The organism is Acidovorax sp. M2(2025), from assembly GCF_049330835.1.
Taxonomy (GTDB): Bacteria; Pseudomonadota; Gammaproteobacteria; order Burkholderiales; family Burkholderiaceae_C; genus Acidovorax.
This window is the reverse complement of sequence record NZ_CP186262.1, coordinates 766,529-783,581: the sequence shown is the minus strand read 5'-3', so window position 1 is coordinate 783,581 and position 17,053 is coordinate 766,529. Positions and strand designations below refer to the sequence as shown.

Sequence of the window (17,053 nt, the reverse complement as noted above, 5' to 3'; positions counted from 1 at the left end):
TTCGGAGTCACACTCAGGCGACGCTGCCGCCAGCGGCTTCGATCGCAGCCTTGGCACCCGCTGTGGCGCCCACGCCGCTCAGCTTGACAGCCTTGGTGAGGGAACCACTCTTGATGACCTTGACGACCTTGGCCAGCTCGCCCACCAGGCCGGCTTGCTTCAGCGCCAGCACGTCCACTTCGGCCAGGCCGAGCTGTTCCAGCGCGGACAAGGTGATTTCGGCGTTGAACTTGAGCAGGTGCGACTTGAAGCCGCGCTTGGGCAGACGGCGCTGCAGAGGCATTTGACCGCCTTCGAAGCCCACCTTGTGGTAGCCGCCTGCGCGAGACTTCTGACCCTTGTGACCACGGCCAGCGGTCTTGCCCAGGCCGGAGCCGATACCACGGCCTACGCGGCGCTTGGCATGCTTGGCGCCGTCGGCGGGCTTGATGCTATTGAGTTCCATGATCGATCTCTCAGACGATTTTGACCAGATAGCTGATCTTGTTAATCATGCCGCGCACTTCGGGCGTGTCCTTCAGCTCGCTCACGCTATTGAGCTTGCGCAGGCCCAGGCCACGGACGGTGGCGCGGTGCGATTCCTTGGTGCCAATCGGGCTGCGCACCAGTTGAATCTTGACGGTTTGTTGCGTAGTCATACCAGCTCCGATCAGGCGAAGATGTCTTCGACCGTTTTGCCGCGCTTGGCTGCCACCTGGGCAGGCGTGGTGGAATTCACCAGCGCGTCGAACGTGGCGCGGACCATGTTGTAGGGATTGGAAGAACCGTGGCTCTTGGCCACGATGTCCGTCACACCCAGCACTTCAAAGACTGCGCGCATCGGGCCGCCGGCGATGATGCCGGTACCCTTGGGAGCGGGAGCCATCATCACGACGGCCGCGCCATGGTGGCCGGTCACGTTGTGGTGGATGGTGCCGTTCTTCAGCGAGACCTTGACCATGTTGCGGCGGGCTTCTTCCATTGCCTTTTGCACGGCAGCAGGCACTTCCTTGGACTTGCCCTTGCCCATGCCCACGCGGCCGTCACCGTCGCCAACCACCGTCAGTGCGGCGAAACCGAGAATACGGCCACCCTTCACGACTTTGGTCACGCGGTTGACCGCGATCATTTTTTCGCGCAGACCGTCGTCACGACCTTCGTCTTGCACCTTGGGTTGAAATTTAGCCATTTTGTATTCCGCTCCGCTTAGAACTGCAGGCCTGCTTCACGGGCTGCGTCGGCCAGGGCCTTGACGCGACCGTGGTAGGCGAAGCCTGCGCGATCAAATGCAACCTTCTCGACACCGGCGGCCTTCGCTTTTTCAGCGATGCGCTTGCCGATGACCTGGGCTGCAGCGGCGTTGCCACCCTTGCCCGAGCCACCCAGCGACTTGCGCACTTCGGCTTCTGCCGTGGAGGCGCTGGCCAGAACCTTGCTGCCGTCGCCGGAAATCACACTGGCGTAGATATGGAGGTTCGTACGGTTCACGGTGAGACGCGCCACGCCTTGCTGCGCAATGCGGATGCGGGTCTGGCGTGCACGACGAAGACGCTGCTCTTTCTTGGTCAACATGTTGCAGCTCCTTATTTCTTCTTGGTCTCTTTGATCGTGACCTTTTCATCCGCATAGCGGATGCCCTTGCCCTTGTAAGGCTCGGGAGGACGAACAGCACGGATCTCGGCGGCGATCTGCCCCACGCGCTGGCGGTCGGCACCCTTGATCACCACTTCCGTGGGCGTGGGGGTAGCCACCGTGATGCCGGCGGGCATTTCGATGTTGACCGGGTGCGAGTAGCCCACGGCCAGGTTCAGCTTGGAACCGGATGCCGCAGCCTTGTAACCCACGCCGATCAGGCTGAGCTTCTTCTCGAAGCCCTTGCTGACGCCGACCACCATGTTGTTGACCAACTGGCGAATCGTGCCGCTCATGGCATTGGCTTCGCGGGAATCGTTGGCCGGCTCAAAGCTGAGCTTGCCATCCTTGTTCGACACGTTCACCAGCACGTTTTGTGCAAGCGACAGGGTGCCGCCAGAACCCTTGACGGAGATCTGGTCATCTTTGATGGACACATCCACGCCAGCGGGGATGGTCACGGGCATTTTTCCTACTCGGGACATTTCAGTTCTCTCCTCAATGCCGCGGGTTAGGCCACGTAGCACAGCACTTCGCCACCAACACCGGTAGCGCGCGCCTTGCGGTCGGTCATCACGCCCTTGGGCGTCGTGACGATTGCCACACCCAGACCGTTCATGACTTGTGGAATGGAATCACGGCCTTTGTAGACACGCAGACCAGGGCGGCTGACGCGCTCGATGCGCTCAATCACGGGACGGCCTGCGTAGTACTTCAGGGCAATTTCGAGTTCCGACTTGCCGGCTTCGGTCTTCACCTGGAAGCCGTCGATATAGCCTTCGTCCTTCAGCACCTGGGCAATGGCAATCTTCACTTTGGAAGAAGGCACCTGCACGGTGGCCTTGGAGACCAATTGTGCATTGCGGATGCGGGTCAGCAAGTCAGCGATGGGATCACTCATGCTCATGTTGTATCTCTCCTGCCTGCTTACCAGCTGGCCTTGGTGACACCGGGGATGTCGCCTGCAAAAGCCAGTTCACGGATCTTGGCGCGAGCCAGACCGAATTGACGGAACGTGCCACGGGGGCGGCCGGTGATTTCGCAACGGTTGCGCTGGCGCGTGGGGTTGGCGTTGCGAGGGAGCTTCTGCAGGCCCAGGCGGGCGGCATCACGCTCTTCGTCGCTGCGCTTGGCATCGCCAGCGATAGCCTTCAGTTCCGCATACTTTGCTGCGTACTTGGCTGCCAGTTTTTCGCGCTTCAGTTCGCGCTGGATCAAAGCTACTTTAGCCATGCTTCGCCTCAGTTCTTGAACGGGAAACGGAAACCTGCGAGGAGCGCCTTGGCTTCTTCGTCGGTCTTGGCCGTCGTGGTGATGCTGATGTTCAGACCGCGCAGTGCGTCGACCTTGTCGTACTCGATTTCAGGGAAAATGATCTGTTCCTTGACACCGATGTTGTAGTTGCCACGGCCGTCGAAAGCGCGGCCGGAGATACCACGGAAGTCGCGCACGCGGGGCAGAGCCACCGTCACGAAGCGGTCCAGGAATTCATACATCTGGACGCCGCGCAGTGTGACCATGCAGCCGATGGCCTGGCCTTCGCGGATCTTGAAGCCGGCGATAGCTTTCTTGGCCTTGGTCACCACGGGCTTCTGGCCGGCGATCTTGGTCAGGTCAGCCACGGCGTTGTCCATGACCTTCTTGTCCGAAACGGCTTCGCTCACACCCATGTTCAGGGTGATCTTGGTCAGACGGGGCACCTGCATGGGCGAGGTGTAACCGAACTGCTTGGTCAGCTCGGGGGCGATCTTGTCGCGGTAAATTTCTTGGAGTCGTGCCATGTTTACCCCTTAGGCCGCCTTGATTTCAGCGCCGCTGGACTTGAACACGCGAACGCGCGTGCCGTCAGCCTGCACCTTGATGCCCACGCGATCAGCCTTGCCGGTGGCGGCATTGAAGATGGCCACGTTGGACTGGTGGATCGGCATGGCCTTCTCGACGATGCCGCCGGTCGTACCCTTCATGGGGTTCGGCTTGGCGTGCTTCTTCACGAGGTTGATGCCTTCGATGACCAGATGGGAGTCATCCTTGCGCAGCGTGACGGTGCCACGCTTGCCCTTGTCACGGCCGGTCAGCACGATGACTTCGTCGCCCTTGCGAATCTTGTTCATGGCGCGTCCTCAGAGAACTTCAGGAGCCAGGGACACGATCTTCATGAACTTCTCGGTACGCAGTTCGCGCGTCACGGGTCCAAAGATGCGGGTGCCGATAGGCTCCAACTTTGCATTCAGCAACACGGCTGCGTTGCCATCGAATTTGACGAGCGAGCCATCGCCACGGCGAATGCCCTTCGCCGTACGGACCACCACTGCGCTGTAGACCTCGCCCTTCTTGACGCGGCCGCGCGGAGCAGCTTCCTTGATGCTCACCTTGATGATGTCGCCAACGCTTGCATAGCGACGCTTCGAGCCACCCAGCACCTTGATGCAAAGGACGGACTTGGCGCCGGTGTTGTCGGCAACCTCTAACCGAGATTCTGTCTGGATCATTTCAATATTCCCAACTTGCACCAGAAGACAACAGCCCCAGAGAACTTCTCAAGGGCTGCAAATCAGCCAGTCAGTCTTGGGCCCGTCGTCCGCACCGCAAACCATTTGCGGCACTTCCCGCTGGGCAGAAACCTCGCGCTTTGAACGCGAAGCCCACGAGTATTGCAAAAGGCGCGTGGAATGTCAAGCACCCCTCACGCGGGGGCGTGCAGGTACTGTTGCGCCAGCGCCAGGAACGCTTCGAGATGGGGGTCGGTGCCCAGCTCCTCGCGCAGGATGCCTGCCACGGCCGGCGCCAGCGCGATGGCCTGGCGGGCGTCGAGGAACAGCAGCCGGCAGCGGCGCGCCAGCACGTCTTCCACCGTGCAGGCGTATTCATGGCGGGCGGCAAACCGCACCATGGCGGCCGTGAGGCCGGCACCCAGGGCGGCATCCGCACCGGGCAGCTGCTGCACGGCCTGCGCCTCGGCGCCGTAGGAATGCAGCCCCTGGGCATCGCTGATGCGGTGGCGCACAGCCCCGTCCTGCGGCGTGCCGACCAGGCGCAGGTCGTTGGTCACGCCGGCCGGGCGGGACGGCAGCAGGCCCTGGGTGAAGCATTTTTGCAACACATCCTCGGCCATGGCCCGGTAGGTCGTCCACTTGCCGCCGGTGACCGTGACCAGGCCGCTGCGGCTGGCCAGCACGGTGTGCTCGCGGCTCAGGCTCTTGGTGTTGTCCCCCTCGTCGTCCTGCGGCTTGACCAGGGGGCGCAGGCCCACCCAGATGCTGCGGATGTCCTCGGCCTTGGGGGCGCGGGTGAGGTAGCGGGCCGACTCCTCCAGGATGAACCGCACCTCGTCGCGGAAAGGTTCCGGCTCGCGCACGATGTCCTGGCGGGGGCTGTCGGTGGTGCCCAGGATGAGCTTACCCAGCCACGGCACGGCAAACAGCACCCGGCCGTCGGCGGTCTTGGGCACCATGAGGGCATGGTCGGACGGGAGGAATTCGCGGTCCACCACGATGTGCACGCCCTGGCTGGGCGCGACCATGGGCTTGACGGGTCGGCCGATGGCTTCGCCGTCCATCTGCCGCAGGGTGTCCACCCAGACGCCCGTGGCGTTGACCACGGCCCGGGCCCGCACGGTGAACTGCCGGCCGGTGTCGGCGTCCTCGCACACCAGGCCCGCCACCTTGCCGGCCTCGTGGATCAACGAACGCGCAGGGCAGTAGTTGACCACCAGCGCGCCCAGGCTGGCGGCGGTGCGCGCCAGGGCCAGGGCCAGGCGCGCGTCGTCAAACTGGCCGTCCCAGTACTTGACGCCGCCCTTGAGGCCTTCGGTGCGGGCCGTGGGCAGGCATTCCAGCGTGCGGCTGCGGCCCAGGAACTGGGTGGCACCCAGCCCGGCCTTGCCGGCCAGGGCGTCATACATCATGAGCCCCATGCCGTAGAACGGCGTTTCCCAGAAGCGGTACGACGGCATCACGAAGGGCAGCGGCTGCGCCAGGTGGGGGGCGTTGTGCAGCAGGGTGGTGCGCTCGTGCAGCGCCTCGCGCACCAGGGCGATGTTGCCCTGGGCGAGGTAGCGCACCCCGCCATGCACCAGCTTGGTCGCGCGCGAGGAGGTGCCCTTGGCAAAGTCGTGCGAGTCGACCAGCACCACGCTGAACCCCCGTGCCGCAGCGTCCAGCGCCACGCCCAGCCCGGTCGCGCCGCCCCCGATCACAGCAAGGTCGTAGACATGCGGCTGGGCCAGCCGGGCCAGCAGGTCGGCACGGCGCGTGGGCAGGGGGGCGGTGGCAGTGTTCATGGGGGTGAATTGTCCCTGCACAGGGCACTAAATTAAGGGTTTACCCTTAAATTCTCCGCGCTTCCCCGGGGAAGCGGAAGAAAGAATCAAAGGGCGGCCGGCCGCCTTTGCGGGCTCCGGCCGCCGGGGAGCAGGCCGCCGCGTGGCGGCGGCCCGGCGTTCCCTGAACGCGCTCGGCGCGATCAGCGCACCTTGCCGTCCTTCCAGGCTTGCAGGAGCTTGTTGTAGTCAATGGTCTCGCCCTTGGGCTTTTCATTGGCCAGCTTCTTCCAGGGAGCCTGCTTGTCGCTCAGCCACTTGTTGGGATCTTCCTTCTTGTTGAGCTTGGGCGCGCAGTGGGCCATGCCGGCGCGCTCCAGGCGGGCCATCACCTGGTCCATCTCGTCGGCCAGTGTGTCCATGGCGCCCTGGGGCGTCTTTTCACCCGTGACGGCCTGGGCCACGTTCTTCCACCACAGCTGGGCCAGCTTGGGGTAGTCGGGCACGTTGGTGCCGGTGGGCGACCAGGCCACGCGGGCGGGGCTGCGGTAGAACTCGACCAGGCCGCCGAGCTTGGGCGCCATGTCGGTCATGGCCTTGCTCTGGATGTCGGACTCGCGGATCGGCGTGAGGCCGGTCAGGGTCTTCTTGAGCGAGGTGGTCTTGGCCGTCACGAACTGCGCGTAGAGCCAGGCGGCGGCGGTCTTGTTGGCGTCGTGGTCCTTGAAGAAGGTCCAGCTGCCCACGTCCTGGTAGCCGTTCTGCATGCCCTGCTTCCAGTACGGGCCGTTGGGGCCGGGGGCCATGCGCCACTTGGGCGTGCCGTCGGCGTTCACCACGGGCAGGCCGGGCTTGGTCATGTCGGCCGTGAAGGCGGTGTACCAGAAGATCTGCTGCGCGATCTGGCCCTGGGCGGGCACGGGGCCGGCTTCGCCGAAGGTCATGCCGGTGGCTTCCTTGGGCGCGTACTTCTTCATCCAGTCCACGTACTTGGTGAGGGCGTAGACGGCGGCCGGCGAGTTGGTCGCGCCGCCACGGGCCACGCTGGCACCCACGGGGGTGCACTTGTCGTCGGCCACGCGGATGCCCCATTCGTCGATGGGCAGGCCGTTGGGGGCGCCGATGTCAGCGGTTCCGGCCATGGAGAGCCACGCGTCGGTGAAGCGCCAGCCCAGCGACGGGTCCTTCTTGCCGTAGTCCATGTGGCCGTAGATGGGCTTGCCGTCGATGGTCTTCACGTCGTTGGTGAAGAACTCGGCGATGTCTTCGTAGGCGGACCAGTTCAGCGGCACGCCCAGGTCGTAGCCGTACTTGGCCTTGAACTTGTCCTTCAGGTCCTTGCGCTCGAACAGGTCGGCACGGAACCAGTACAGGTTGGCGAACTGCTGGTCGGGCAACTGGTAGAGCTTGCCGTCGGGCGCGGTGGTGAACTTGGTGCCGATGTAGTCCTTGAGGTCGATGCCGGGGTTGGTCCATTCCTTGCCCGCGCCGCCCATGTAGTCGGTCAGGTTCAGGATCTTGCCGTAGCGGTAGTGCGTGCCGATCAGGTCGGAGTCAGAGATCCAGCCGTCGTAGATGGATTTGCCGGACTGCATGGAGGTCTGCAGCTTCTCGACCACGTCGCCTTCCTGGATCAGGTCGTGCTTGACGGTGATGCCGGTGATTTCAGAGAACGCCTTGGCCAGCGTCTTGGATTCGTATTCGTGGGTGGTGATGGTTTCGGAGACGACCGAGATTTCCTTCACGCCCTTGGCCTGCAGCTTCTTGGCGGCGTCGATGAACCACTTCATCTCGGCCATCTGCTGGTCTTTGCTCAGCGTGGAAGGCTGAAACTCACTGTCGATCCACTTCTTGGCCTCGGCCTCGCCGGCCCAGGCGGCCTGCCCCAACGCCAGGGCGGCGGCGGCGAAAGCGATCGCCTTGAACTGCATCTTCATTGCTGTCTCCTCAGAAGGAACCCCCGTGGTGAATCCGCACCGGCCCCGGGGGAAATCGGGCGGGCGGTTTTTTTAAACCATCAGAAACAATAGCTGCCTGCGCTTGTCCAGCTTGGATTTCAAAGCATTTATGCAATGAAAATGGCGCCGATCAATCGCAAACAGCTATGCATTTCATAGCACCGTCCACTACCCCTTGCGCAGGATGAGCGCCAGCAGCGCCATCGACAGCACAAAGCTGATCCAGACGGACGGATCGGACTCCAGGCTGAACCACTGGGCCAGCTTGCCGCTGATGCCCACAAAAATCAGGTTCACATACGCGGCAGACAGCAGCCCGATGAACAACCGGTCGCCGCGCGTGGTCGCCAGCGGCAAGAATCCCTTGCGCAGCGTGGTGGGCGACTTGATCTCCCACACCGTCATGCCCACCAGCATCAGCACGATGCATACAAAGAACACCGCCACGGGCGTGGTCCAGGCCATCCAATCAAACATGGGTACCCCCCTGAGCGCCTGCGGCGCTTCCCCCCAGGGGGACGCAGCCGGTGGCCGGGCGAAGCCCGTTCCACGGCTGCCGCTGGTTTTGGACGCATCGCGCGCGCCGCTGCGAGTTGCTGTGGTTCATGTGTTTGCTTCCCTTCCCGTCAAACGCGACCCATCGCAAAGCCTTTGGCGATGTAGTGCCGCACAAACCAGATCACGATGGCGCCGGGCACGATGGTCAGCACGCCGGCTGCGGCGAGCGTGGCCCAGTCCATGCCGCTGGCGCTCACGGTGCGCGTCATGGTGGCCACGATGGGCTTGGCGTTCACGCTGGTCAGCGTGCGCGCCAGCAGCAGCTCCACCCAGCTGAACATGAAGCAGAAGAACGCCGCCACGCCCACACCCGCCTTGATGAGCGGCAGGAAGATGGTGAGAAAGAAGCGCGGGAAGCTGTAGCCGTCGATGTAGGCCGTCTCGTCGATCTCGCGCGGGATACCGCTCATGAAGCCTTCCAGGATCCACACCGCCAGCGGCACGTTGAACAGCAGGTGCGCCAGCGCCACGGCGATGTGCGTGTCCATCAGCCCCACGGTGGTGTAGAGCTGGAAGAACGGCAGCAAAAACACGGCCGGCGGCGTCATGCGGTTGGTCAGCAGCCAGAAGAACACGTGCTTGTCGCCCAGGAACTGGTAGCGGCTGAACGCGTAGGCCGCCGGCAGCGCCACCGTGAGCGAGATGGCCGTGTTGATGGCCACGTAGATCAGGCTGTTGATGTAGCCCGAATACCAGGACTCGTCGGTGAAGATGGTCTTGTAGTTGTCCCAGGTGAAGTGCTGGGGGAAGAACGAGAACGTCGAGAGAATCTCCGCGTTCGTTTTGAAGCTCATGTTGACCATCCAGTAGATGGGCAACACCGCGAACACCAGGTAGACGAAGAGGAAGATCGACCGCTTCTGAAAGCGCTTTTCATTCATGGCCGGCCCCCTCGTTGCTGGCGGTGCCCACGCGCTGCATCCAGTTGTAGAGGATGAAGCACAGCAGCAGGATGATGAAGAAATAGATCAGCGAGAACGCCGCCGCAGGCCCCAGGTCGAACTGGCCCACGGCCTTGGTGGTGAGGTACTGGCTGAGGAAGGTGGTGGCATTGCCCGGCCCGCCGCCCGTGAGCACGAAGGGCTCCGTGTAGATCATGAAAGAGTCCATGAAGCGCAGCAGCACGGCAATCATCAGCACGCCGCGCATCTTGGGCAGCTGGATGTAGCGGAACACCGCGAACTTGCTCGCGCCGTCGATGCGCGCGGCTTGGTAGTACGCATCCGGGATGGAGCGCAGGCCCGCAAAGGCCAGCAGGGCCACCAGCGGCGTCCAGTGCCACACGTCCATCAGCAGCACCGTGAGCCAGGCCTGCGTGGCGTTGCCGGTGTAGCTGTACTCGATGCCCATCTCCTGCAGCAGCCGGCCCATGAGGCCGATGTCGGCGCGCCCGTAGATCTGCCAGATGGTGCCCACCACGTTCCACGGAATCAGCAGCGACAGCGCCACCACCACCAGCACGGCGGAAGACTTCCAGCCCTGCGCGGGCATGGACAGCGCCAGCAGGATACCGAGCGGAATCTCCACCGCCAGCACGGCCAGCGAGAAGGTGAGCTGGCGCAGCAGCGCGGCGTGCAGCTCCTCGTCGCGCATCACCTGCACGAACCACTCGGTGCCCACGAACACGCGGCGTTCGGGGCTGATGATGTCCTGCACCGAATAGTTCACCACCGTCATCAACGGCAGGATGGCCGAGAAGGCCACGCACAGGATCACGGGCAGGATCAGGAACCAGGCTTTCTGGTTCACGGGTTTGGTGGTCGCGCTCATGCCACGAGCTCCTCATTCAGATAGAAGCAGGTGTGCTCCCCCAGCACCTGCAGCCAGACCGTTTCGCCCACCGAGGGCACCGCTTGCGCGTCCGGGCTGAAGCGCGCCTTGAGCGTGTGCTCGCCCACCTTGGCGGTGAGCATCAGGTAGGTGCCGATGTCCTGCACCTGCACCACCGCGCAGGGCAGCGCGCCCGGCTGCTGCGGCTGGGCCAGGGCCAGGTATTCGGGCCGGATGCCCACCTTGAGCGCGCCATCGGGCAGCGCTTGGCCGACCGGGCTGGCCAGCCGGTGGCCCGCCACCTCCAGCGCCCCGCCCCGCGCCTGCGCGGGCAGGAAGTTCATGCCCGGCGAGCCGATGAAGTGGCCCACGAAGGTGTGCGCCGGGCGCTCGAACAGCGCGTCGGCCGAGCCCACCTGCACGGCCTTGCCGCGCGTCATCACCACCACCTGGTCGGCAAAGGTGAGCGCCTCGACCTGGTCGTGCGTCACGTAGATCAGCGTGAGCTTCAGCTCGTGGTGGATCTGCTTGAGCTTGCGCCGCAGCTGCCACTTGAGGTGCGGGTCGATCACGGTGAGCGGCTCGTCGAACAGCACGGCCGCCACGTCTGAGCGCACCAGGCCCCGGCCGAGCGAGATCTTCTGCTTCTGGTCCGCCGACAGGCCCGCAGCGCGCATGTTCAGCTGGTGGCTCATCTCCAGCATCTCGGCGATGGCGCCCACGCGCGCCTTGATCTGCGCCTCGGGCACCTTGCGGTTCTTCAGCGGAAACGCCAGGTTCTCGGCCACCGTCATGGTGTCGTAGATCACCGGGAACTGGAACACCTGGGCGATGTTGCGCTCCTGCGGGCTGGCGCGCGTCACGTCGCGGCCGTCGAACAGCACCTTGCCGTGCGAGGGCACGAGCAGGCCCGACATGATGTTGAGCATGGTGGTCTTGCCGCAGCCCGAGGGGCCCAGCAGCGCATAGGCGCCGCCGTCCTCGAACTCCATCTTCAGCGGCAGCAGCGCGTAGTCGCCGTCCTGCTGCGGGTTGGGCTTGTACGAATGCGCCAGATCCAGGCTGATGCGCGCCATCTCAACGTCCTCCCGGGCGCGCGGGCGCCCATGCCAATGCGCCATCCGCGCCGAACACATAGGCCTGCGACGGGTCCAGGTGCAGCGTGAGGGCCGTGCCCAGCTCGAAGTAGTGCACGCCCGTGAGCTGCGCCACCACCTCGCCCCAGGGCGTGGCCGCGTGCACGAAGGTGTCGGAGCCGGAGATTTCCGCCAGCTCCACCACACCGGCCACGCTCACGTCACCCGGGCGGGCCTGCACGCGCAGCGCGCTGGCGCGCACGCCCACGGTCACGGCACCGGCGCCCGCCACCACGGGTGGCAGCGGCACCGCCAGTTCCAGCCCACCCGGCAGGCGCACGCCCCCCGCCACGGCCGTGGCCGGCAGCAGGTTCATCGGCGGGTCGCTGAAGGCCCGGGCCACGCGCAGCGAGTTGGGCGCGTGGAAGACCTCGGCCGTGGGGCCGTACTGCAGCAGCCGGCCCTCGTCCAGCACGGCGGTATAGCCGCCCAGCAGCAGCGCCTCGCCGGGCTCGGTGGTGGCGTACACCACGGTCGACTGGCCGGCGGCAAACAGCTGGGTCAGCTCTTCGCGCAGCTCCTCACGCAGCTTGTAGTCCAGGTTCACCAGGGGTTCGTCCAGCAGCATCAGCGGCGCGCCCTTGGCCAGGGCGCGGGCCAGCGCCACGCGCTGCTGCTGGCCGCCGGACAGCTCGGCCGGGTAGCGGTCCAGGAACATGTCGATGTGCAGCCGCTGCGCAATCTCGCGCACCCGGGCCTCGATGTTCTTCTCGCCCCGCAGCTTGAGCGGCGAGGCAATGTTGGCCGCCACCTTCATGGACGGGTAATTGATGAACTGCTGGTACACCATGGCCACGTTGCGCTCGCGCACCGGCATGCCGGTCACGTCCACGCCGTCCACGGTCACCCGGCCGGCGGTGGGTGCGTCCAGCCCGGCCATGATGCGCATCAGGCTCGTCTTGCCCGCCTGGGTGGCGCCCAGCAGCACCGTGACGGCGCCGCTGTGCAGCGCCAGGCTCATGTCGTACAGCCAGGTTTGCGGCCCGACCTTCTTGCTGATGCTGTCCAATGCCAGCTGCATCGCGCTTGCCTTTCTTGCGCCCCGCGCCGGGGCCATGGAGCGGCCCGCGCACAACGGGGCACCGCGTTTTCGATTGCGATGATTTTTGTTCGTTTTTGATCATGTCGAATCAAGGTTTACCCTTAATAGGTTCCTTTTTGTTCGATTTAAAGTAACCGCACCCTTCCAACCCGAGCATTCGCGTGAATACGAACCCCCGGCAACTGCTGCTTCTTGAAGAGGTCCGCGCGCGCAAGTCCGCCACCGTGGAACAACTGGCCGACACGCTGGGCGTGACGCTGCAAACCGTGCGCCGCGACGTGCAGCGCCTGGCCGAGGCCGGGCTGCTCACCCGCTTTCACGGCGGCGTGCGCGTGCCCAGCTCCACGGTGGAGAACCTGGCCCACACCCAGCGCGAAACGCTCAATGCCGAAGGCAAGGCGCGCATCGCCCGCGCGGTGGCGCAGCAGGTGCCCAACGACTGCTCGCTGATCCTGAACATCGGCACCACCACCGAGGCCATCGCCAAGGCGCTGCTGCACCACCGCGGCCTGCGCGTGATCACCAACAACCTGAACGTGGCCGCCATCCTGAGCAGCAACCCGGAGTGCGAGGTCATCGTGGCCGGCGGCGTGGTGCGTGCGCGCGACCGGGGGATCGTGGGCGAGGCGGCGGTGGACTTCATCCGCCAGTTCAAGGTGGACATCGCACTCATCGGCATCTCGGGCATCGAGCCCGACGGCTCGCTGCGCGACTTCGACTACCGCGAGGTGAAGGTGGCCCAGACCATCATCGCCCACGCCCGCGAGGTCTGGCTGGCGGCCGACCACAGCAAGTTCAACCGCCCGGCGATGGTGCAGCTGGCGACGCTCGATCAGATCGGGCGGCTGTTCACGGACGCGCCGCCGCCGGAGCCTTTTCCCGCGCTGTTGCAAGATGCCGGTGTGATCTGTACCGTCGCTGCATGACCCGCCCGCCCATGAATCTCCACCCAGCAATCCACCGTTCACGCTGAGCCTGTCGAAGCGCTGCGCAGGGCTTCGACAAGCTCAGCCCGAACGGTTGTGATGCACTGCACGCGAGTTCCGTGGCTCCTCTTTGCGGCAGTGCGCCGCTCACTTATCCTTGCCCGCCATGACCTACCTGCTCGCCCTCGACCAAGGCACCTCCAGCTCCCGCAGCATCGTGTTCGACGAACGCGGCCACATCGTGGCGCAGGCGCAGCGGGAGCTGCCGCAGATCTACCCCCAGCCCGGCTGGGTGGAGCATGACCCGCTGGAGATCTGGTGCACCCAGCTGGCCACCGCGCGCGATGCGCTGGCCCAGGCCGGGATTGCTGCCAGCGCCGTGCGCGCCGTGGGCATCACCAACCAGCGCGAGACCACGGTGCTGTGGAACCGCAAGACCGGCCAGCCCGTGCACCACGCCATCGTGTGGCAGGACCGGCGCGCCGAGCCCGCCTGCGCCCAGCTGCGCGAGCAGGGCCACGCGGGCACCATCCAGGCCAAGACGGGGCTGCTGATCGACGCCTACTTCTCGGGCACCAAGCTGCAGTGGCTGCTGGACCACGTGCCCGGCGCCCGCGATGCGGCCGAGCGCGGCGAGCTGGCGTTTGGCACGGTGGACAGCTGGCTGATATGGCAGCTCACCCACGGCCAGCGGCATGTGACGGACGTGAGCAACGCCTCGCGCACCATGCTGTTCAACGTGCACACCAACCAGTGGGACGAGGACCTGCTGGCGCTGCTGCGCATCCCCAAGGCGCTGATGCCCGAGGTGCTGCCGTCCAGCGCCCACTTTGGCGACACGGCAGCGGACCTGCTGGGCCACACCGTCCGCATCGGCGGCGTGGCGGGCGACCAGCAAAGCGCGCTGTTCGGCCAGGCCTGCTTCACGGCCGGCATGGCCAAGAACACGTATGGCACCGGCTGCTTCATGCTGATGCACACGGGCGGCACCTTCCAGACCAGCCAGAACGGCCTGCTCACCACCAGCGCGGCACAAGCCTCGGCTCAGCCCGAATTCGCCATGGAAGGCAGCGTGTTTGTGGGCGGCGCCGTGGTGCAGTGGCTGCGCGACGGGCTGCGCGCCATCACCAACAGCAGCGAGGTCGAGTCGCTGGCGCAAAGCGTGCCCGACTCGGGCGGCGTGATGATGGTGCCCGCCTTCACCGGCCTGGGCGCGCCGTACTGGAAGCCTGATTCGCGCGGCACCATCACGGGCCTCACGCGCGGCACCACCATCGCCCACATCGCCCGCGCCGCGCTGGAGAGCATTGCCTACCAGAGCGCCGCCCTGCTGCAGGCCATGGGCCGCGACGCCGTGGCCGCTGGCGGCGCCCCGGTGAGCGAGTTGCGCGTGGACGGCGGCGCGTGCGTGAACGACCTGCTGATGCAGTTCCAGGCCGACCTGCTGGGCATTCCCGTGGTGCGGCCGGCAGTGATCGAAACCACCGCCCTGGGCGCCGCCTACCTGGCCGGCCTGTCCAGCGGCGTGTATGCCAGCACCGGCGAACTTGCCCAGCTGTGGCGTGCCGACCGGCGCTTCGTGCCCACGCTGGGCAATGCGCGGGCGCAGGAGCTGATGGCCCAATGGGAGCATGCGGTGCGCCAAACAACCGCTGAATGAGCGCGGGAACATTGCCTCCGGGCAGAATTACTACAAAATCAATAGCAAACAATGAAGCAAAACAGGCGGTAACGCCCAATTTCGCCTCATCATTGGTCCGGCACCCATCCACTTGAACCGTTCGGGCTGAGCTAGTCGAAGCGCCGCGCAAGGCTTCGGCAAGCTCAGCCCGAACGGATGAGGGGACGCGAAGTCTGAGACGTGTCGTCCATCGGGCACTTGGGTCACGGCATCTACGCCCAGCCGGGCGGCGCTACCATCAGCGCCCCAGTTGTCGCCACCTTGCAGCCCACACCATGAGCCTGAATACCGCCGCGTCCTCCCCCTCCCTCCCCACCATCGCCTTCATCGGCGGCGGCAACATGGCCAGCGCCATCATTGGCGGGCTGATCCACCAGGGCCACCCGGCCGGCCAGATCGAGGTGGTGGAGCCCTATGCCCCCACGCGCGAGGCGCTGCTCAAGAACTTTGGCATCGCGGCGCAGCCCGAGGCCGGCCCGGCGCTGCAGCGCGCCAGCATCGTGGTCTGGGCCGTCAAGCCCCAGACCTTCAAGGACGCTGCCGCGCAGGCCAGGGCCCACACCGCCAACGCCCTGCACCTGAGCGTGGCCGCAGGCATCCGCTCGGACAGCATCGCGCAGTGGCTGGGCAGCGAGCGCATCGTGCGCACCATGCCCAACACGCCCGCGCTGGTGGGCAAGGGCATGAGCGCGCTCTATGCCCGCCCGGCCGTGGACGCCCAGGAGCGCGCGCAGGTCGAGGCCATCCTGGCGAGCACGGGCGAGTTCCTGTGGGTCGAGACGGAAAAGCAGCTCGACGCCGTGACGGCACTGTCGGGCTCGGGCCCGGCGTATGTCTTTTACTTCCTGGAAGCCATGACCCGCGCCGGCGTGGACATGGGCCTGAGCGCGCAGCAGGCGCACCGGCTGGCCGTGGGCACCTTCGTGGGCGCCTCCGAGCTGGCCCGCCGCTCGGACGAGCCGCCGGCCGTGCTGCGCGAGCGCGTCACGTCCAAGGGCGGCACGACCTATGCGGCGCTGCAGTCCATGAAAGCCAGCGGCGTGGCGGCGGCATTTGAAGCCGCCATGCGCGCGGCGGAGCAACGCGCCCACGAGCTGGGCAATGAATTCGGGGCTTGAAGCCTTTTTGGCCTCCAGCACCTATCCATAAAGCGCCAGCAGCTATCAATTAGTGAGCACCCAGCGCACCAGGTAGCTGCCCGCAATGCCCGCAAACACCGTGGCGCCCAGCCAGTGGTTGATGCGGAAGGCGCGGAAGCAGCCCTCGCGCGTGCGGGTGCGGATCAGCGTGAAATGCCACGCCGCCTGGGCCAGGGCGGCGGCAAGCGCTACGTAAAAGATAGCGCCCAGCGCATACGGGGCAAGCGCTACCGCCCAGATCCCCAAAAAGAGCAGGTAGAACAGCACGATGCCCGCCACGTCGAAGCGCCCCAGCGTGATGGCCGAGGTCTTGATGCCGATCTTCAGGTCGTCGTCGCGGTCCACCATGGCGTACTCGGTGTCGTAGGCCAGCACCCAGAACAGGTTGCCCAGCCACATCCACCACGCCACCGCGGGCACACGGCCCTGCACGGCGGCAAAGGCAATGACGATGCCGAAGTTGAACGCGATGCCCAGCACCGCCTGCGGCATGGCGATGAGGCGCTTGGTGAACGGGTAGGCAATGGCCACCAGCAGCGCGGGCACGGACCAGGCGACGGCCGCCGCGTTGGTGGTGAGCACCAGCCCCAGCGCGAGCAGCGCCAGCACCGCGCCCACGCCCAGCGCCTCCTTCACGCCCACGGCGCCGGTGGTCACGGGCCGCTGCGCGGTGCGCTTGACGTGCTTGTCGAAGTCGCGGTCGGCCACGTCGTTCACGCAGCAGCCCGCGCTGCGCATGAGGATGGTGCCCAGCACGAACACCGTCAGCAGGTGCCAGCCCGGAAAGCCCTCTGCCGCGATCCACAGCGCGCTGAGCGTGGGCCACAGGCACACCAGCCAGCCGGCGGGGCGGTCCCAGCGGATGAGGTCCAGGTACAGGGCAAGGCGGCTGCGGGCAGGGGCGGCAACAGGGGCGGACATGGCGGGCAACAGGCAAAAAGAAGCGGACAAGGGCGGGCCCCCCCGGGCGGTGC

21 protein-coding genes are annotated in these 17,053 nt (G+C 65.7%); 3 read left to right on the top strand and 18 right to left on the bottom strand.

The window, feature by feature from the left end; translation table 11 throughout:
- Nucleotides 1–13 precede the first annotated feature (13 nt).
- From rplO to ACOYR3_RS03535, 17 genes are all read right to left on the bottom strand, one after another.
- The gene (gene rplO, locus ACOYR3_RS03615) at nt 14–445 is read right to left on the bottom strand and encodes a 50S ribosomal protein L15 (RefSeq protein ID WP_291489368.1); all 432 of its coding nucleotides are present in this window, start codon (nt 443–445) and stop codon (nt 14–16) included.
- 10 nt (nt 446–455) lie between these two features.
- A complete protein-coding gene (gene rpmD, locus ACOYR3_RS03610) occupies nt 456–638 on the bottom strand; it encodes a 50S ribosomal protein L30 (RefSeq protein WP_291489369.1) in 183 nt (60 codons plus the stop codon).
- 11 nt (nt 639–649) lie between these two features.
- The gene (rpsE, locus tag ACOYR3_RS03605; protein ID WP_184860263.1) at nt 650–1,168 is read right to left on the bottom strand and encodes a 30S ribosomal protein S5; all 519 of its coding nucleotides are present in this window, start codon (nt 1,166–1,168) and stop codon (nt 650–652) included.
- A 17-nt stretch (nt 1,169–1,185) separates the two neighbouring features.
- Nucleotides 1,186–1,551 carry a 50S ribosomal protein L18 gene (gene rplR, locus ACOYR3_RS03600; protein ID WP_422845131.1) on the bottom strand — a complete coding sequence of 122 codons (366 nt, stop codon included), beginning with the start codon at nt 1,549–1,551 and terminating at the stop codon, nt 1,186–1,188.
- Between the two features lie 11 nt (nt 1,552–1,562).
- The gene (gene rplF, locus ACOYR3_RS03595; protein WP_422845130.1) at nt 1,563–2,096 is read right to left on the bottom strand and encodes a 50S ribosomal protein L6; all 534 of its coding nucleotides are present in this window, start codon (nt 2,094–2,096) and stop codon (nt 1,563–1,565) included.
- A gap of 26 nt (nt 2,097–2,122) precedes the next feature.
- Entirely contained in the window at nt 2,123–2,518 is a 396-nt protein-coding gene (gene rpsH, locus ACOYR3_RS03590) for a 30S ribosomal protein S8 (protein WP_422845129.1), read from the bottom strand.
- A 20-nt stretch (nt 2,519–2,538) separates the two neighbouring features.
- Nucleotides 2,539–2,844 carry a 30S ribosomal protein S14 gene (gene rpsN / locus ACOYR3_RS03585; protein WP_005793633.1) on the bottom strand — a complete coding sequence of 102 codons (306 nt, stop codon included), beginning with the start codon at nt 2,842–2,844 and terminating at the stop codon, nt 2,539–2,541.
- Between the two features lie 8 nt (nt 2,845–2,852).
- Complete coding sequence (gene rplE, locus ACOYR3_RS03580; RefSeq protein WP_291489373.1) at nt 2,853–3,392, bottom strand: 50S ribosomal protein L5; 540 nt, start codon at nt 3,390–3,392, stop codon at nt 2,853–2,855.
- A 9-nt stretch (nt 3,393–3,401) separates the two neighbouring features.
- A complete protein-coding gene (gene rplX / locus ACOYR3_RS03575) occupies nt 3,402–3,722 on the bottom strand; it encodes a 50S ribosomal protein L24 (RefSeq protein ID WP_422845128.1) in 321 nt (106 codons plus the stop codon).
- Between the two features lie 9 nt (nt 3,723–3,731).
- Nucleotides 3,732–4,100 (bottom strand): 50S ribosomal protein L14, encoded by a 369-nt coding sequence (rplN, locus tag ACOYR3_RS03570; RefSeq protein WP_007861702.1) that lies wholly within the window; start codon nt 4,098–4,100, stop codon nt 3,732–3,734.
- Between the two features lie 194 nt (nt 4,101–4,294).
- Nucleotides 4,295–5,890: an FAD-dependent oxidoreductase gene (locus ACOYR3_RS03565; RefSeq protein WP_422845127.1), complete on the bottom strand. Its 1,596-nt coding sequence runs from the start codon at nt 5,888–5,890 to the stop codon at nt 4,295–4,297.
- 182 nt (nt 5,891–6,072) lie between these two features.
- Nucleotides 6,073–7,806, bottom strand: a complete 1,734-nt coding sequence (locus tag ACOYR3_RS03560) for an ABC transporter substrate-binding protein (RefSeq protein ID WP_422845126.1) — start codon at nt 7,804–7,806, stop codon at nt 6,073–6,075.
- Nucleotides 7,807–7,995: 189 nt separating this feature from the next.
- Nucleotides 7,996–8,304 carry a DUF2160 domain-containing protein gene (locus ACOYR3_RS03555; protein ID WP_422845125.1) on the bottom strand — a complete coding sequence of 103 codons (309 nt, stop codon included), beginning with the start codon at nt 8,302–8,304 and terminating at the stop codon, nt 7,996–7,998.
- A 149-nt stretch (nt 8,305–8,453) separates the two neighbouring features.
- Nucleotides 8,454–9,266 (bottom strand): carbohydrate ABC transporter permease, encoded by an 813-nt coding sequence (locus ACOYR3_RS03550; RefSeq protein WP_422845124.1) that lies wholly within the window; start codon nt 9,264–9,266, stop codon nt 8,454–8,456.
- Nucleotides 9,259–10,155 (bottom strand): carbohydrate ABC transporter permease, encoded by an 897-nt coding sequence (locus ACOYR3_RS03545; protein ID WP_015016024.1) that lies wholly within the window; start codon nt 10,153–10,155, stop codon nt 9,259–9,261. The genes ACOYR3_RS03550 and ACOYR3_RS03545 overlap by 8 nt, the downstream gene beginning before the upstream one ends.
- Nucleotides 10,152–11,231 (bottom strand): ABC transporter ATP-binding protein, encoded by a 1,080-nt coding sequence (locus ACOYR3_RS03540; RefSeq protein WP_422845123.1) that lies wholly within the window; start codon nt 11,229–11,231, stop codon nt 10,152–10,154. Before ACOYR3_RS03540 ends, ACOYR3_RS03545 begins: the two co-directional genes overlap by 4 nt.
- 1 nt (nt 11,232) lies before the next feature.
- Nucleotides 11,233–12,312: an ABC transporter ATP-binding protein gene (locus tag ACOYR3_RS03535; RefSeq protein ID WP_422845122.1), complete on the bottom strand. Its 1,080-nt coding sequence runs from the start codon at nt 12,310–12,312 to the stop codon at nt 11,233–11,235.
- Between the two features lie 182 nt (nt 12,313–12,494).
- On the opposite strand from ACOYR3_RS03535, the gene ACOYR3_RS03530 reads away from it, so the two are divergent.
- From ACOYR3_RS03530 to proC, 3 genes are all read left to right on the top strand, one after another.
- Entirely contained in the window at nt 12,495–13,259 is a 765-nt protein-coding gene (locus ACOYR3_RS03530) for a DeoR/GlpR family DNA-binding transcription regulator (RefSeq protein ID WP_422845121.1), read from the top strand.
- 166 nt (nt 13,260–13,425) lie between these two features.
- Nucleotides 13,426–14,919 carry a glycerol kinase GlpK gene (gene glpK / locus ACOYR3_RS03525; RefSeq protein ID WP_422845120.1) on the top strand — a complete coding sequence of 498 codons (1,494 nt, stop codon included), beginning with the start codon at nt 13,426–13,428 and terminating at the stop codon, nt 14,917–14,919.
- A gap of 296 nt (nt 14,920–15,215) precedes the next feature.
- A complete protein-coding gene (proC, locus tag ACOYR3_RS03520; RefSeq protein WP_422845119.1) occupies nt 15,216–16,058 on the top strand; it encodes a pyrroline-5-carboxylate reductase in 843 nt (280 codons plus the stop codon).
- Nucleotides 16,059–16,103: 45 nt separating this feature from the next.
- On the opposite strand, the gene ubiA is transcribed toward proC, so the two are convergent.
- A complete protein-coding gene (gene ubiA / locus ACOYR3_RS03515) occupies nt 16,104–17,000 on the bottom strand; it encodes a 4-hydroxybenzoate octaprenyltransferase (RefSeq protein ID WP_422845118.1) in 897 nt (298 codons plus the stop codon).
- Nucleotides 17,001–17,053: the final 53 nt, after the last annotated feature.

Coding starts and splice junctions, on each gene's coding strand:
- rplO (WP_291489368.1), bottom strand. CDS start 445: ATGGAACTCAATAGCATCAAGCCCGCCGACGGCGCCAAGCATGCCAAG.
- rpmD (WP_291489369.1), bottom strand. CDS start 638: ATGACTACGCAACAAACCGTCAAGATTCAACTGGTGCGCAGCCCGATT.
- rpsE (WP_184860263.1), bottom strand. CDS start 1,168: ATGGCTAAATTTCAACCCAAGGTGCAAGACGAAGGTCGTGACGACGGT.
- rplR (WP_422845131.1), bottom strand. CDS start 1,551: ATGTTGACCAAGAAAGAGCAGCGTCTTCGTCGTGCACGCCAGACCCGC.
- rplF (WP_422845130.1), bottom strand. CDS start 2,096: ATGTCCCGAGTAGGAAAAATGCCCGTGACCATCCCCGCTGGCGTGGAT.
- rpsH (WP_422845129.1), bottom strand. CDS start 2,518: ATGAGCATGAGTGATCCCATCGCTGACTTGCTGACCCGCATCCGCAAT.
- rpsN (WP_005793633.1), bottom strand. CDS start 2,844: ATGGCTAAAGTAGCTTTGATCCAGCGCGAACTGAAGCGCGAAAAACTG.
- rplE (WP_291489373.1), bottom strand. CDS start 3,392: ATGGCACGACTCCAAGAAATTTACCGCGACAAGATCGCCCCCGAGCTG.
- rplX (WP_422845128.1), bottom strand. CDS start 3,722: ATGAACAAGATTCGCAAGGGCGACGAAGTCATCGTGCTGACCGGCCGT.
- rplN (WP_007861702.1), bottom strand. CDS start 4,100: ATGATCCAGACAGAATCTCGGTTAGAGGTTGCCGACAACACCGGCGCC.
- ACOYR3_RS03565 (WP_422845127.1), bottom strand. CDS start 5,890: ATGAACACTGCCACCGCCCCCCTGCCCACGCGCCGTGCCGACCTGCTG.
- ACOYR3_RS03560 (WP_422845126.1), bottom strand. CDS start 7,806: ATGAAGATGCAGTTCAAGGCGATCGCTTTCGCCGCCGCCGCCCTGGCG.
- ACOYR3_RS03555 (WP_422845125.1), bottom strand. CDS start 8,304: ATGTTTGATTGGATGGCCTGGACCACGCCCGTGGCGGTGTTCTTTGTA.
- ACOYR3_RS03550 (WP_422845124.1), bottom strand. CDS start 9,266: ATGAATGAAAAGCGCTTTCAGAAGCGGTCGATCTTCCTCTTCGTCTAC.
- ACOYR3_RS03545 (WP_015016024.1), bottom strand. CDS start 10,155: ATGAGCGCGACCACCAAACCCGTGAACCAGAAAGCCTGGTTCCTGATC.
- ACOYR3_RS03540 (WP_422845123.1), bottom strand. CDS start 11,231: ATGGCGCGCATCAGCCTGGATCTGGCGCATTCGTACAAGCCCAACCCG.
- ACOYR3_RS03535 (WP_422845122.1), bottom strand. CDS start 12,312: ATGCAGCTGGCATTGGACAGCATCAGCAAGAAGGTCGGGCCGCAAACC.
- glpK (WP_422845120.1), top strand. CDS start 13,426: ATGACCTACCTGCTCGCCCTCGACCAAGGCACCTCCAGCTCCCGCAGC.
- proC (WP_422845119.1), top strand. CDS start 15,216: ATGAGCCTGAATACCGCCGCGTCCTCCCCCTCCCTCCCCACCATCGCC.
- ubiA (WP_422845118.1), bottom strand. CDS start 17,000: ATGTCCGCCCCTGTTGCCGCCCCTGCCCGCAGCCGCCTTGCCCTGTAC.